Annotated in this window: 11 protein-coding genes; 5 read left to right on the top strand and 6 right to left on the bottom strand. The window is 65.7% G+C overall.

The window, feature by feature from the left end; genetic code table 11:
* Positions 1–113 precede the first annotated feature (113 nt).
* Both JQ592_RS03560 and JQ592_RS03565 read right to left on the bottom strand, forming a co-directional pair.
* Positions 114–539: a CBS domain-containing protein gene (locus JQ592_RS03560; RefSeq protein ID WP_211401517.1), complete on the bottom strand. Its 426-nt coding sequence runs from the start codon at positions 537–539 to the stop codon at positions 114–116.
* A gap of 37 nt (positions 540–576) precedes the next feature.
* Positions 577–1,410 carry a universal stress protein gene (locus JQ592_RS03565; RefSeq protein WP_211401518.1) on the bottom strand — a complete coding sequence of 278 codons (834 nt, stop codon included), beginning with the start codon at positions 1,408–1,410 and terminating at the stop codon, positions 577–579.
* A 209-nt stretch (positions 1,411–1,619) separates the two neighbouring features.
* On the opposite strand from JQ592_RS03565, the gene fixL reads away from it, so the two are divergent.
* From fixL to JQ592_RS03585, 4 genes are all read left to right on the top strand, one after another.
* Entirely contained in the window at positions 1,620–3,137 is a 1,518-nt protein-coding gene (fixL, locus tag JQ592_RS03570; RefSeq protein ID WP_211401519.1) for a sensor protein FixL, read from the top strand.
* A 3-nt stretch (positions 3,138–3,140) separates the two neighbouring features.
* Complete coding sequence (gene fixJ, locus JQ592_RS03575) at positions 3,141–3,758, top strand: response regulator FixJ (protein WP_211401520.1); 618 nt, start codon at positions 3,141–3,143, stop codon at positions 3,756–3,758.
* A gap of 73 nt (positions 3,759–3,831) precedes the next feature.
* Complete coding sequence (locus JQ592_RS03580; RefSeq protein WP_211401521.1) at positions 3,832–4,254, top strand: response regulator; 423 nt, start codon at positions 3,832–3,834, stop codon at positions 4,252–4,254.
* Between the two features lie 103 nt (positions 4,255–4,357).
* Positions 4,358–5,056: a helix-turn-helix domain-containing protein gene (locus JQ592_RS03585; RefSeq protein WP_211401522.1), complete on the top strand. Its 699-nt coding sequence runs from the start codon at positions 4,358–4,360 to the stop codon at positions 5,054–5,056.
* A 39-nt stretch (positions 5,057–5,095) separates the two neighbouring features.
* Here JQ592_RS03585 and JQ592_RS03590 read toward each other — a convergent pair whose 3' ends face one another.
* From JQ592_RS03590 to JQ592_RS03605, 4 genes are read right to left on the bottom strand one after another with little or no spacing between them, the layout of a single operon-like run.
* Positions 5,096–6,409, bottom strand: a complete 1,314-nt coding sequence (locus JQ592_RS03590) for an MFS transporter (RefSeq protein ID WP_211401523.1) — start codon at positions 6,407–6,409, stop codon at positions 5,096–5,098.
* A gap of 23 nt (positions 6,410–6,432) precedes the next feature.
* Complete coding sequence (locus tag JQ592_RS03595) at positions 6,433–6,954, bottom strand: PRC-barrel domain-containing protein (RefSeq protein ID WP_211401524.1); 522 nt, start codon at positions 6,952–6,954, stop codon at positions 6,433–6,435.
* Positions 6,955–6,977: 23 nt separating this feature from the next.
* The gene (locus JQ592_RS03600; RefSeq protein WP_211401525.1) at positions 6,978–9,182 is read right to left on the bottom strand and encodes an amylo-alpha-1,6-glucosidase; all 2,205 of its coding nucleotides are present in this window, start codon (positions 9,180–9,182) and stop codon (positions 6,978–6,980) included.
* 57 nt (positions 9,183–9,239) lie between these two features.
* Positions 9,240–11,003 carry an ABC transporter ATP-binding protein gene (locus JQ592_RS03605; RefSeq protein ID WP_211401526.1) on the bottom strand — a complete coding sequence of 588 codons (1,764 nt, stop codon included), beginning with the start codon at positions 11,001–11,003 and terminating at the stop codon, positions 9,240–9,242.
* A gap of 275 nt (positions 11,004–11,278) precedes the next feature.
* Between JQ592_RS03605 and JQ592_RS03610 the strand changes: the two genes are divergently transcribed.
* Positions 11,279–12,349, top strand: coding sequence for a glycosyltransferase family 4 protein (locus tag JQ592_RS03610; RefSeq protein ID WP_211401527.1), 1,071 nt, complete (start codon positions 11,279–11,281; stop codon positions 12,347–12,349).
* Positions 12,350–12,374 lie beyond the last annotated feature (25 nt).

Here is a 12,374-nt window from a genome sequence, read left to right on the forward strand (position 1 = left end):
ACCCCTCATCCGGCGCCATAGCCGAAGCTTCGCTTCGGCGTTCTCAAGAACGGCGGCCGAAGTGCCGCCTATGCCACCTTCTCCCACAAGGGGAGAAGGGAAGAGGCGTCGCGTCAGTCCCTTGCCGTGGCCTTGAGCGCCTTGATGACGTCCTCGCGCGCGATGATTCCGACCAGCTTCTGCGCGCCGTCGAGCACGATGATGCTCCTGATGCGGTGCTCGACCATGATCTGAAGCACGCGCGTCAGGCGCGTGTCGGGGCTGACATAGATGAACTCCGGCGTCATGACGTCGCCGATCTTGCGGCTCATCAGGTCATGATAGCGCGGCAGCATCTGGTTCGGGGTGAAGGCGAAGCACTTCAGGATATCGAACTTGGTGACGATGCCGACCACCTGCCCGTCGTCCTCGACCGGATAGGAGTTGAAATCGTCGCGCTCGAACATCTCGCTGAGCTCGAGCATGTTGCGGTCGCGCTGCACCGTCTTGACGTTGCGCGTCATGTAGCCACTGGCGGTCTGCTCGAGAAATCTGTACACGGCGCGTCCTCCTCAATTCGCTATGGCCGACCGGCCGTCAGTGCGACAGCAGCACGCAACGCGTGGATTGCGTGACCAGGTGCTGGGTGACGCCGCCCAGGATCAGCTCACGAAACCTCGAATGCCCGTAGGCGCCCGCGACGATCAGACCGGCGCTGACATCGCCGGCGACCTTCTCCAATTGCACAGCGGCGGGTTCGTTCCGCGCGGCCTCCGAGACGCGCGCAGTCGCGGTGATGCCGTGACGGGCGAGCCAGGCGGCGACGTCGGTGACGCCGGCCATCACGCCCGAACGGTCGTCGCCCTGCTCCGGAATCTCGACGATGGTGACGTCCCTCGCCTTGCGCAGCATCGGCAGCGCGTCCGCCACCGCCCGCCGCGCCTCCGCCGTATCCTTCCACGCCACCAGCACGCTGCGCAGATCGAGCCAGTTGACCCGGTCGGGCACGACGAGAAGCGGACGGCCGACCTGCATCACCAGATCACTGGGGCTTGCCAGCGCGAAAGCATCGGAGAAGACCGTGCTCTGTCCGCCGCTGACGACGATGTCGGCGCAGCGCGCCTGCGCCAGGACGAAGCGTGCCGGAAAATCCAGGGCGCTGCGCCACTCCACGAGCCCGCCACGATTCTTCGTCGCAGCGCGGAATTGCGCCTCGAGACCGGCGAGGCGCCGCTTGACGGAAACTTCGCCCTCGTCGATCAGCCCCTGGGCCTCGGCGCCGTCGGTGAAGTAGAGCGGCGGAGCGAACTGCGCCGCGGCAACCCCGACGATGGCCGCTTCGAATCGCTCGGCGAGCTCGCCCGCGACCTGAAGGCGCGCCTCGTTGGGCTGATCGAGCGCCAGGCTGACCATCACGGTCGCGTATGTCATCGGGATTCTCCGCACGGCAATGAACTGTGCGAAATCTAGTCCTGCCGACGTAGAGCGGGATGAGATAGATCAAACCGTTCGCCATCCGGGATCACCGGAATTACACCAACGAAATCAAACATCGGAACTTGCCTCCGGCCCGGGCTTAGGCGAAAATTACCGGTGCGCTCGCGGCACCCTGCCCGCAGCACGAGAAGGGGAGTGACCACTTGACGCCGACCCGCGTAACGCAACCGCCAGACGACGGCAGGGGCGAGCATTTTCGGGGCCGGATCGAGGGATTCGGCGTCGGCACTTGGGATCTCGACCTCAAGACTCGGGCTCTGGACTGGTCGGATACCGCGCGGACCCTGCTCGGGATCGGGCAGGACCAGCCGGCGAGCTACGACCTCTTCCTGTCGCGGCTCGAGCCCCGGGATCGCGACCGCGTGGAAGGCGCGATCAAGCACGTCAGCGAACGCGGCGGCGGCCTCGACGTGTCCTTCAAGGTCGCGGGTGCCTCCAACGGAGGACAGTGGATTCGCGCCCGCGCCGGTCTCATTCGGGACGAAGCCGGCACGGCCCGCCATCTCAGTGGCATCTTCCTCGATATCGACGAGGAGAAGCAGGTCGAGAGTGCGCTGCGGACTCGCGAGACCCACCTTCGCTCGATCCTCCACACGATTCCCGACGCCATGATCGTCATCGATGGCCACGGCATCATCCAGCTGTTCAGCACCGCCGCCGAGCGCCTGTTCGGCTGGTCCGAGCACGAGGCGATCGGCCAGAACGTCAGCATCCTGATGCCGGAGCCCGATCGCTCCCGGCATGACAGCTACATTGCGCGCTACCGCACCACCAGCGATCCCCACATCATCGGCATCGGCCGCATCGTGACCGGCAAGCGCCGCGACGGCACCACCTTCCCGATGCATCTGTCGATCGGCGAGATGCAGTCCGGCGGCGAGCCCTATTTCACCGGCTTCGTCCGCGACCTCACCGAGCACCAGCAGACCCAGGCGCGGCTCCAGGAACTGCAATCCGAACTCGTCCACGTCTCGCGGCTGAGCGCCATGGGCGAGATGGCGTCCGCGCTCGCGCACGAGCTCAACCAGCCGCTGGCGGCGATCAGCAACTACATGAAAGGCTCGCGGCGGCTGCTTGCCGGCAGCGTCGATCCGAACACCCCGAAGGTCGAAAGCGCGCTGGACCGTGCCGCCGAGCAGGCGCTGCGCGCCGGCCAGATCATCCGGCGCCTGCGCGACTTCGTCTCCCGCGGCGAATCGGAGAAGCGGGTCGAGAGCCTGTCCAAGCTGATCGAGGAAGCCGGCGCGCTCGGCCTCGCCGGCGCGCGCGAGCAGAACGTGCAGCTCCGCTTCAGCCTCGATCCGGAAGCCGACCTCGTTCTCGCCGACAGGGTGCAGATCCAGCAGGTGCTGGTCAACCTGTTCCGCAACGCGCTGGAGGCGATGGCGCAGTCGCCGCGGCGCGAGCTCGTCGTCACCAACACGCCCGTCGCCGACGACATGATCGAGATCGAGGTGTCCGACACCGGCTCCGGTTTCCAGGACGACGTCATTCCAAACCTGTTTCAGACTTTCTTCACCACCAAGGACACCGGCATGGGCGTGGGACTGTCCATCAGCCGCTCGATCATCGAGGCTCACGGCGGGCGCATGTGGGCCGAGAGCAACGCTTCGGGCGGGGCGACATTCCGTTTCACCCTCCCGGCAGCCGACGAGAATTGATGCATGACGATCAAGGGACATGTCTACGTCATCGATGACGACGACGCGATGCGGGACTCGCTGAATTTTCTGCTGGATTCCGCCGGTTTCGGCGTCACGCTATTCGACAACGCGCAGAGCTTCATCGACGCCCTGCCCGGCCTCGCCTTCGGCTGCGTCGTCTCCGACGTGCGCATGCCGGGCCTCGACGGGATCGAGCTCCTGAAGTGGATGAAGGCGCAGAACAGTGCGTTTCCGATCCTGATCATGACCGGTCACGGCGACGTGCCGCTCGCGGTCGAGGCGATGAAGCTCGGGGCAGTCGACTTCCTGGAGAAGCCGTTCGAGGACGATCGTCTCACCGCGATGATCGAGACGGCGATCCGCCAGGCCGAGCCGGCCGCCAAGAACGAGGCCGTGGCGCAGGACATCGCCGCCCGCGTCGCGTCCTTGAGTCCCCGGGAGCGTCAGGTCATGGAAGGACTGATCGCAGGCCTTTCCAACAAGCTGATCGCGCGCGAATACGACATCAGCCCGCGCACCATCGAGGTGTACCGGGCCAACGTCATGACCAAGATGCAGGCCAACAGTCTGTCCGAGCTGGTTCGCCTCGCGATGCGCGCCGGCATGCTCAACGATTGAGCCGAGCCGGATTGAGGCAAATCGGATTGAGGCAGGTCAAGGCGGTTGCGCCCACCTGTGCTAGCCAGTCAGAATGATCGAAATTGGCTCGCACCCTCAGCGACTCCCGGTGGCGTCATCGGCAAAGCCCACCGTCTACGTGGTCGATGACGATGCCGCCGTGCTGGGATCCCTGCGATTCCTGCTGGAAACCGACGGCTTCGCCGTGCGGACCTTCAGGAATGCGACGGCGCTGCTCAATGCCGCCGGAGCGCCGGGCGCGGACTGCTATGTGATCGATTACAAGATGCCCGATATCAACGGGATCGATCTCGCCGGCCGCCTGCGCAAGTCCGACAGCGACACGCCGGTGATCCTGATCACCGGCTATCCGGACGAGAACATCTCGACCCGGGCGGCCGCAGCAGGCGTCAAGGACGTGGTTTTGAAGCCGCTTCTCGATGAAAACCTGGTCAAGCGCATCCGCCGCGCCATCCAGGACCGCCGCGGCAAATAACCTACGGGATTCTACGTAGGTAAACGTCCTTAAGATAACGCGCGAAATTTCCGGATTGCGCAAACGCGGGTAGCAATGCTCCATCACAACGGAGATGGCGCAGATGCTGACCCAGACACTCAAGACCCAGGCGATCAACACCCAGATCGGTGGCAAGATTGCCCCTGCTCACCCCGTTTCCGACCAGTTCGGCGCGATCACCGGTCATGTCGGTCTCGTCGCCACCGAGTTCTCCTACCGCAAGGACGAGGAGATCTATGGCGAGGACGAGCCGGCCGAATATGTCTACCAGGTCGTGTCGGGCGCGGTGCGCAACTACAAGCTTCTCTCCGACGGTCGCCGCCAGATCGGCGCTTTCCATCTTCCCGGCGACGTGTTCGGCCTCGAATCCGGTCCCAGCCATCGCCTTGCCGCCGAGGCCATCATCGACACCACGGTGCGCCTCGTGAAGCGCGGCAGCCTCGAGAAGGCCGCCGGCACCGACGTGCAGGTCGCCCGCAAGCTCTGGGCCATGACGGCGTCCGAGCTGCGTCACGCCGAAGACCACATGCTGCTCCTCGGCCGCAAGACCGCGATGGAGCGCGTTGCGACCTTCCTGCTCGAAATGGACCGCCGCCTCGCGGTTGCCGGCATGATGGCGCTGCCGATGTGCCGCCGCGACATCGGCGACTATCTCGGCCTCACGCTCGAAACCGTGTCGCGTGCGCTATCCCAGCTTCACACCCAGGGCATTCTCGGCTTCTCCGGCGCCCGCCAGATCGTGCTGCGCAACCGCCAGCGCCTGCACAATCTCGACGCCTGACATTCGTCCTCCCTACCTACTTTGGCCGGCTGAAATCCTTCAGCCGGTCATTTCTTTTGTCACGGTCATGCCGGTGCGCCGTGTCTCCGGCATGACGAACAGGATCAGCAGCAGCCCCGTCGCGGCGACGCCGGACAGCCCGATGAAGGCGGTGGCGTTGCCGAACTTGTCGCTGACATAGCCGCCGAGCGCCGTGCTCAGCGAGGCGCCGATGCCGGTCGCGGTGCCGACGATGCCCTGCGCCAGGTTGAAATGGCCGCTGCCGAAGGCGACGTCGGCGACGATCAGCGGAATCATCACCGCGAACACCGCCGCGGTGAGACCGTCGAACACCTGCACCGCGACCAGCAGATAGGGATCGCGCACGGTCGCGAACAGCAGACCGCGAATCGTCAGCGCGCCGAATCCGATCAACAGCAGCGGCCGGCGGCCCCAGGCTTGCGCCTTGCGCCCGATGGTCGGCGACAGCAGCGCCACGATCGCCTGCGGCACGATGATGCAGGCCGCGACCAGCACCGTCGCCCACTGGCTCGACCGCGCCGTCACCGCGCTCGCCATCAGCGGCATCATCGCCGCGTTCGCGAGCTGCAGCAGCAGCACGCTGAGTGCGAAGACGATGAGCGGACGCTGCCGGACCAGGTGCCAGACATTGGTGTCGCCGCGGTCCGCGGCTTCCGGCGGCATCTCGCCGTGACAGCGCCTGATGTCGACCTCCTCCTCGCGGATCCGCGACAGCGCGATCAAGGTCGGGATCGCGAGCAGGAAGGTGACGAGGAAGACCGAGCGGCTCGACAGCAGATATCCGGCCGTGCCCATCACGGCAGCGGCGACGCCGTTGCCGAGCGAGGCGAACCGCGCATTGCGGCCGAGCCGCTCGCCGATCGCGAGCGGGCCGACGAGGCCGAGGCTGATCGCGGCGATCGCCGGCCCCAGCACGCAGCTCGCCATCGCATGCAGGGTGGCGGCCGTCACCACCACGGGGAAGACCGGCATCGCCGCATAGGCGAGCGCGCAGGCGCCGATGGTCGCGATCGCGAGCGCTGCAACCAGCCGTTCGGACTTCGCGGCATCGATGATCGCGCCGCCGGGCATCTGTCCGATCAGGGCGACGATGCCGCCGATCGACAGCACGAGGCCGATCTCGACCTGGGTCCATTTCTGCGTCGTCAGGTAGACCGCGATGAAGGGACCGAAGCCGGTCTGCACGTCGGCGAGGAAGAAGATGAACCAGTCGAGGCCGCGCAGGCTCTGACGCGACGGCGCCGGAATGCCCGCAGGCGGCAGCGCGGCGACGTTGTCCTGTTCAACGTGGCCATCGCGATCTGCATGCTTCGGCTTCCTCGACAACAGCACAGGCGGTCAGCCCTCCCGGCACCTCACTGGATCGCTTGCAGCGGTTGAAGGCTGCCGGACGCGCCGAGCACGACCATCGGCGTGTCTTCCTTGTATTCCGGCGCGGCGGCGACCTGCGCCTTGGTCAATTCCAGCGTGATGCTGTCCTTCTTGTTGGCGATCTTGCCGAACCGCATCGCGTTCCAGTCCACCACGATCTTGCGGCTGCCGACGCCGAGGAACCCGCCGAAATCGATCACCGCCGCGCGCACATGCCCGTCACGGTCGACGATGACATCGACGATGCGGCCCATGTCCTCATCCGCGGCGCTGCGCACGTCGCGGCCGAGCACGCCATGTGCATCGCTCGCGCCGATGATGGTGACCGATGGCGGCGGCGCGGCGTCCTTCGGCGTGACCGGAACGGTCGAGGCCGGCGGCTGGGCCGTCGGCGGCGCATTTGCCTCAGTCTGGCCCGCGGGCGGCCCGTCGGCGGCGCGCGAGGTGGCGACCGCCAGGCCCGCGACGACGGCCATGCCGAGTATCAGCACTCCGATCGCACGCATAACACCCTCCTCACCGCGCGCCGCTAGCGCGCCAGCACGATCGACACCTGGATCTGGCCGCGCGTGCGCATCACCTCCAGCGCGACGTCATCGCCGTGGCGGCTGACGCGCAAGTCCACGCTGGAATGGCCGAGCCGCAGATCGCGCAGGATGACCTCGTTCAGGAATGCCGGCAGATGCGGATTGCGCAGGCGAATCTCGCCGCGCGCCACGTCGAATTCGATGCCCAGGGCCGCCTCCAGCAGCGTGAACGGCGTCGCGCTGGCCCAGGCCTGCGGCGCGCAGGCGACCGGATAGAGCGTCGGCCCGCGCCGCTTCTCGCGCCGGAAGCCGCAGAACAATTCGGGCAGCCGGCGCAGGTCCATATAGGTGGCGGCGTCGAACAGCCCCTTGAAGACATGCGCCACCGAATGCTTGAGGCCGTAGCGCGCGAGCCCAAGCGCAATCAGCGCGTTGTCGTGCGGCCAGACCGACCCGTCGTGATAGGACATCGGGTTGTAGCGCACCTCGCCTTGCGCGACGGTGCGGATGCCCCAGCCCGAGAAGAAATGCGGCCGCATCAGGTCGGCGGCGACGAGACGGGCGCGGTCCTCCCGGATCATGCCGCTGAACAGCACCTGCCCGGCATTGGATGTGCGCACCTTGCAGGGCCGCTTCTTGCCGTCGAGCGCGAGCGCATAGGTGCCGAGCTCCTCGCACCAGAACGCCTGCTCGAAACGCTCGGCCAGCGCCTTGGCCTCGGCCTCGAATTTGCGCACGAGGTCTGGCTTGCCGAGGCGCAGCGCGCAGCGCGCGGCCAGCTGCTTGGCCGCATAGACGTAGCCCTGGACTTCGGCGAGCGCGATATTGCCTTCCGCAAGCTGGCCGTCGGCATGGAAGATCGCGTCGTAGGAATCCTTCCAGCCCTGGTTGGCCAGCCCCTTCTCCGTCGCGCGCTGGTATTCGACGAAGCCGTCCTGGTCGGGATCGCCGGGACCGTCGATCCAGGCGAGCCCCGCCTCGATTTGGGGCCACAGCTCGATCAACGTCTTCTCGTCGCCGGTGCGCTCGAAATAACTTCCGGCGAGCAGCACGAACAGCGCGGTCGAATCGACGCTGCCGTAATATTGCGCGAACGGCACCTCGCGCAGCGCCGCCATCTCGCCGCCGCGCATCTCGTGCAGGATCTTTCCGGGCGCGGCATCGGCCAGCGGATCGATCGCCTTGGCCTGGAAATGCGCGAGCCGCCTGAGCACGCCCTTGGCGACCCGCGGATCGATCCACAGCATCTGCAGCGCGGTGATCAGTCCGTCACGCCCGAAGGTCGTCGAGTACCAGGGAATGCCGGCATAGGGATAGCGGCCCTGCGGCGTCTCGGTCATCAGCATGTTGAGGTCGGCCATGGCCTGGCACAGCACCTCGTTGAAGATGTTGTTGGAGGTCTCGATGCTGGCCGCGCCCATCGTCGATTGCCGCATCTCGCGGCGGTGCGCGAGCAGGCCCCTGAAGAAGCGCGCCGGCTTCTCCGCGATCGGCCGGTTGCAGGACGCCGCCACGAACAGCGATTTCGACTCGTGCGGATCCAGCTCGAGCTGCCAGGTGGCGGCATTGACGGAGAGCCGCGTCGGACGCGGATCGAAATGCAGGCCGGTGGTGCGCTCGCAATCATCGAGACCGCGATATTCGAACAGCACGTCGGTCGGCCCGAGCAACCGGCTCGTACCCGTCCCGCGACGCTGGCGCCGCTCGCCGCGGACCTCGAACAGATCGGCGAAGTCGTTGTCGAACAGCAGCGTCAGCTCGAAGCCGGCCCGCCCGTCGCCGTGGTTCTGCACGCCGATGCGCTGATAGGCGGTGCCGCGCCACAGGAAGACCGTGCGCACGATGTGCAGCAGGTCCTTTTGCAGCACGAGGCTGCCCTGGCGGTAGATGTCGGGGTTGGTGAGATCGACGGTCAGCGCCGAATTGTCGTCGCGTAAGTTCGAGCCGAGCAGCAGGGGCTGGAGATCGTCGAGCACGAGCTCCAGCCGCGCGAGATAGCGGGTGTCGTGGTTAAACAGGCCGTCCGGCCCGCCGGCCGATGCGCCGATGTCGCCATGACTGTCGAGCACGATGAAGGTGTCATCGTGCTTGAGCGAGCGTCGCGGGCGCGCCGACGGCCCCGTCATCGGGATATAGAAGGGCTGCTCCACGACCTGTTCCACGGTCCGCGCCACAGAGACGAACTTGGTGATGACTTCGGCTGCCATAAGCGGCTCCCCTGCGCTTGTTTCGAGACGCAACCAACGCGAACGCGACTATCGGACTTACGCGGCGACTTTCGCCAGCCGGCTCATCTCCTGCGTCACCAGCTCACGATAGGGGCCGTGGCCCTGCATCAGGCGGTCGGGCGCGCCGTCCTCGATGATCCTGCCCGCCTTCAGCACCACCACGCGATCGAAATTGCGTAGCGTCGCCAAGCGATGCGCAATCGCAACCACGGTGCGGCCGCGCATCAGGCGTGTCAGCGCCTCGCGGATCGCCTCCTCGGACTCGCTGTCGAGCGCGGCCGTGGCCTCGTCGAGCAGCAGGATCGGTGCGTCCTTCAGGAAGGCGCGCGCGATCGCGATGCGCTGGCGCTGGCCGCCGGACATCTTGACGCCGCGGTCGCCGACCATGGTGTCGAGGCCCTCAGGCAGGCTCTCGACGAAGTCGCAGCGCGCCGCGATCGCCGCGCGCAGCACCTCGTCGTCGGTCGCGTTGGGGCGGCCATAGCGGATATTCTCGCGAATGGAGCGATGAAACAAGGAAATATCCTGCGGTACCACCGAGATCGCCTCGCGCAGGCTCAGCTGGGTCACCTTGGCAATGTCCTGGCCGTCGATGGTCACGCTGCCCTCGTCGACATCGTAGAAGCGCTGAAGCAGCGTGAACAGCGTCGACTTCCCGCCGCCGGAATGGCCGACCAGACCGACGCGCTGGCCGGGCTGCAGCCGCAAGCTGAAGCGCTCGAAGATTTTCTCAGCTCCGGGATAGCCGAAGGTGACGTTGTTGAACGCGATCGCGGCGCCGCTCTTGACCAGGGGTTCGGCCTCGGGATGGTCGCGCAATTCGTGCGGCACGAGAAGCGTCGCAATCGCCTCCGTCAGCCGCGCGACGTGCTGGGTGACGTCGACCAGCGCCACCGCCAGATCTCGCGTCGCGTTGAGGATGGAGAGGCCGAGCGTGCAGACCAGCACGACGTCGCCGGTGGTCGCCTCGCCCTGCTGCCAGAGCGTGATGGCCCAGGCCATCAGCGCCACCGTCAGGAGAACGGTGACGCCGGCGTGGGTCAGCCGCAACTTCTCCAGATAACGCAGGCTGCGGCCGCGCGCGGTGAGCTCACGATTGACGGTCGCATCGAACCGCTCGTGCTCATGGCTGATGCCGCAGAAGGCGCGGACCAGCGGCATGTTGCTGATGACGTCGATCATCTCGCCGTCGACGACAGCGGCCTTATCGGCGAAGTCGTCGTGCAGCGGCTTGCCGGCGGCAGCCAGGTGGAACATGGCGATCACCATGCCGCCGGCGACCACGATCAGGCCGAGCGCCATATAGGGACTGACGGTTCCAATGAGCATGATTGCCGCAATTGTGGCAATGCACGGCGGCAGCACATTCCAGACGAACATGTTCTCGACCGTGAACACCGCGTTCGAGGTCGCCGTGATGCGACTCGTCAGCATGCCCGGCATGCGGTCTGAGAAATAGCTCGGCGCGTGCCCGGTCAGATGGCGAAAGATGTCACGCCTGAGATCGCCGGTGACGCGAACGAAGGTGAAGCTCGCTGTCCAGCTCGCGATCCGCCACAGGAAGTTGTCGGCAGCGATCAGTGACATGAGCAGAATGAATGCCAGCCATACGCTGCCGCCATGCGAAGTTCCCGCCGACAGGCTGTCGACCAGCGATTTGACGCCGTACTGCGTGCCCACGGAGCAGGCAACGGCCGCCACGACCGCGGTCAGGATCACCAGATGTGATGTGAGGCGACGCCGGAGATAGCGCAAGACAAAGGCAAATGGCCTGCGCGCGTATCCAGAAAGCTGATCCATATGGCTATCGCCCCGTCGTTATTTGTTTTTCGATTTGTACTGATCGACTGAACATCGACCGCTTCGTCCCGGTTCCCGGGCTCAGTGATCACGACATGCGGATGCGGACGATCTGCGAAGATGTGATGGCAGCATCGCGACCAACCTCCAACGTGTCGAATATGTAACGTTTGGGGGAAGGAACTTCGCAAGTGCGGGAACGTTCCCTTGGCTGGCATTGCCGGTGCCGTACAGGTGGGGGTTTCAACATTCATGATCGCAGAGGAGATGGCGAGATGCGCATCGCGCAGGTAGCTCCGTTGACGGAGGCTGTTCCACCCAAGCTGTATGGCGGCACCGAGCGGGTGGTGCATTGGTTGACGGAAGAGTTGGTGGCCCTGGGACATGACGTGACGCTGTTCGCCAGCGGTGACTCACAGACATCTGCGAAGCTCGATGCATTATGGCCGCGGGCGCTTCGTCTCGACGGTTCCGTACGCGACCCCAACGCCCTGCACATGGTGCTCCTGGAGCGCGTGCGGCAGAAGTGTGACGACGAGGAGTTCGACTTCCTCCACTTCCATCTCGATTACTATCCGTGGTCGCTGTTCCACCGTCAGCCGACACCGTTCGTGACCACGCTGCACGGCCGGCTCGACCTGCCGGAGCATCAGCCCGTCTTCAACACCTTCACCAAGATGCCTGTCATCTCGATCTCGAACGCGCAGCGGCGGCCGGTGCCGCAGGCACACTGGGTGACGACGATCCACCACGGCCTGCCGGAGAACCTGCTGACGCCGAAACCGGTGAAACAGGAATATCTCGCCGTGCTCGGCCGCATCGCGCCGGAGAAGGGCGTCGACCGCGCCATCAAGATCGCGACCCATTGCGGCATCCCGCTGAAGATCGCGGCCAAGGTCGATCGTGCCGACCAGGACTACTATGACGAGCTGATCCGTCCCATGATCGAGAAAAATCCGCTGGTGGAGTTCATCGGCGAGATCAGCGATCACGAGAAGTCCGACTTCCTGAGCGGCGCGCTTGCACTTCTGCTGCCGATCGATTGGCCGGAGCCGTTCGGCCTCGTGATGATCGAGGCCATGGCCTGCGGAACGCCGGTGATCGCCTTCAACCGCGGCTCGGTGCCTGAAATCATCGACGAGGGGCTGACCGGTTTCGTGGTCGAGGACGTCATCAGCGCCGCCGGCGTCGTCAAGCGGCTCCCGCAACTGAGCCGTGCCGCGATCCGCAAGCAGTTCGAAACGCGCTTCACCGCACGACGAATGGCGCTGGACTATCTCGCCGCCTATCGCAGCCTGACCGAGGAGCAAGCGCCGCGGATCAAGCTGGTCAGCAGCGCGGAGTAGCGCTTATACGCCACTGCCAGTCGAA

The organism is Bradyrhizobium iriomotense, from assembly GCF_018129405.1.
Lineage (GTDB): Bacteria > Pseudomonadota > Alphaproteobacteria > Rhizobiales > Xanthobacteraceae > Bradyrhizobium > Bradyrhizobium iriomotense_B.

What these genes read in the sequence shown, in the direction of transcription:
- JQ592_RS03565 (WP_211401518.1), bottom strand. Translation starts at nt 1,410, where the DNA reads ATGACATACGCGACCGTGATGGTCAGCCTGGCGCTCGATCAGCCCAAC.
- fixJ (WP_211401520.1), top strand. Translation starts at nt 3,141, where the DNA reads ATGACGATCAAGGGACATGTCTACGTCATCGATGACGACGACGCGATG.
- JQ592_RS03580 (WP_211401521.1), top strand. Translation starts at nt 3,832, where the DNA reads ATGATCGAAATTGGCTCGCACCCTCAGCGACTCCCGGTGGCGTCATCG.
- JQ592_RS03585 (WP_211401522.1), top strand. Translation starts at nt 4,358, where the DNA reads ATGCTGACCCAGACACTCAAGACCCAGGCGATCAACACCCAGATCGGT.
- JQ592_RS03595 (WP_211401524.1), bottom strand. Translation starts at nt 6,954, where the DNA reads ATGCGTGCGATCGGAGTGCTGATACTCGGCATGGCCGTCGTCGCGGGC.
- JQ592_RS03600 (WP_211401525.1), bottom strand. Translation starts at nt 9,182, where the DNA reads ATGGCAGCCGAAGTCATCACCAAGTTCGTCTCTGTGGCGCGGACCGTG.
- JQ592_RS03605 (WP_211401526.1), bottom strand. Translation starts at nt 11,003, where the DNA reads ATGGATCAGCTTTCTGGATACGCGCGCAGGCCATTTGCCTTTGTCTTG.
- JQ592_RS03610 (WP_211401527.1), top strand. Translation starts at nt 11,279, where the DNA reads ATGCGCATCGCGCAGGTAGCTCCGTTGACGGAGGCTGTTCCACCCAAG.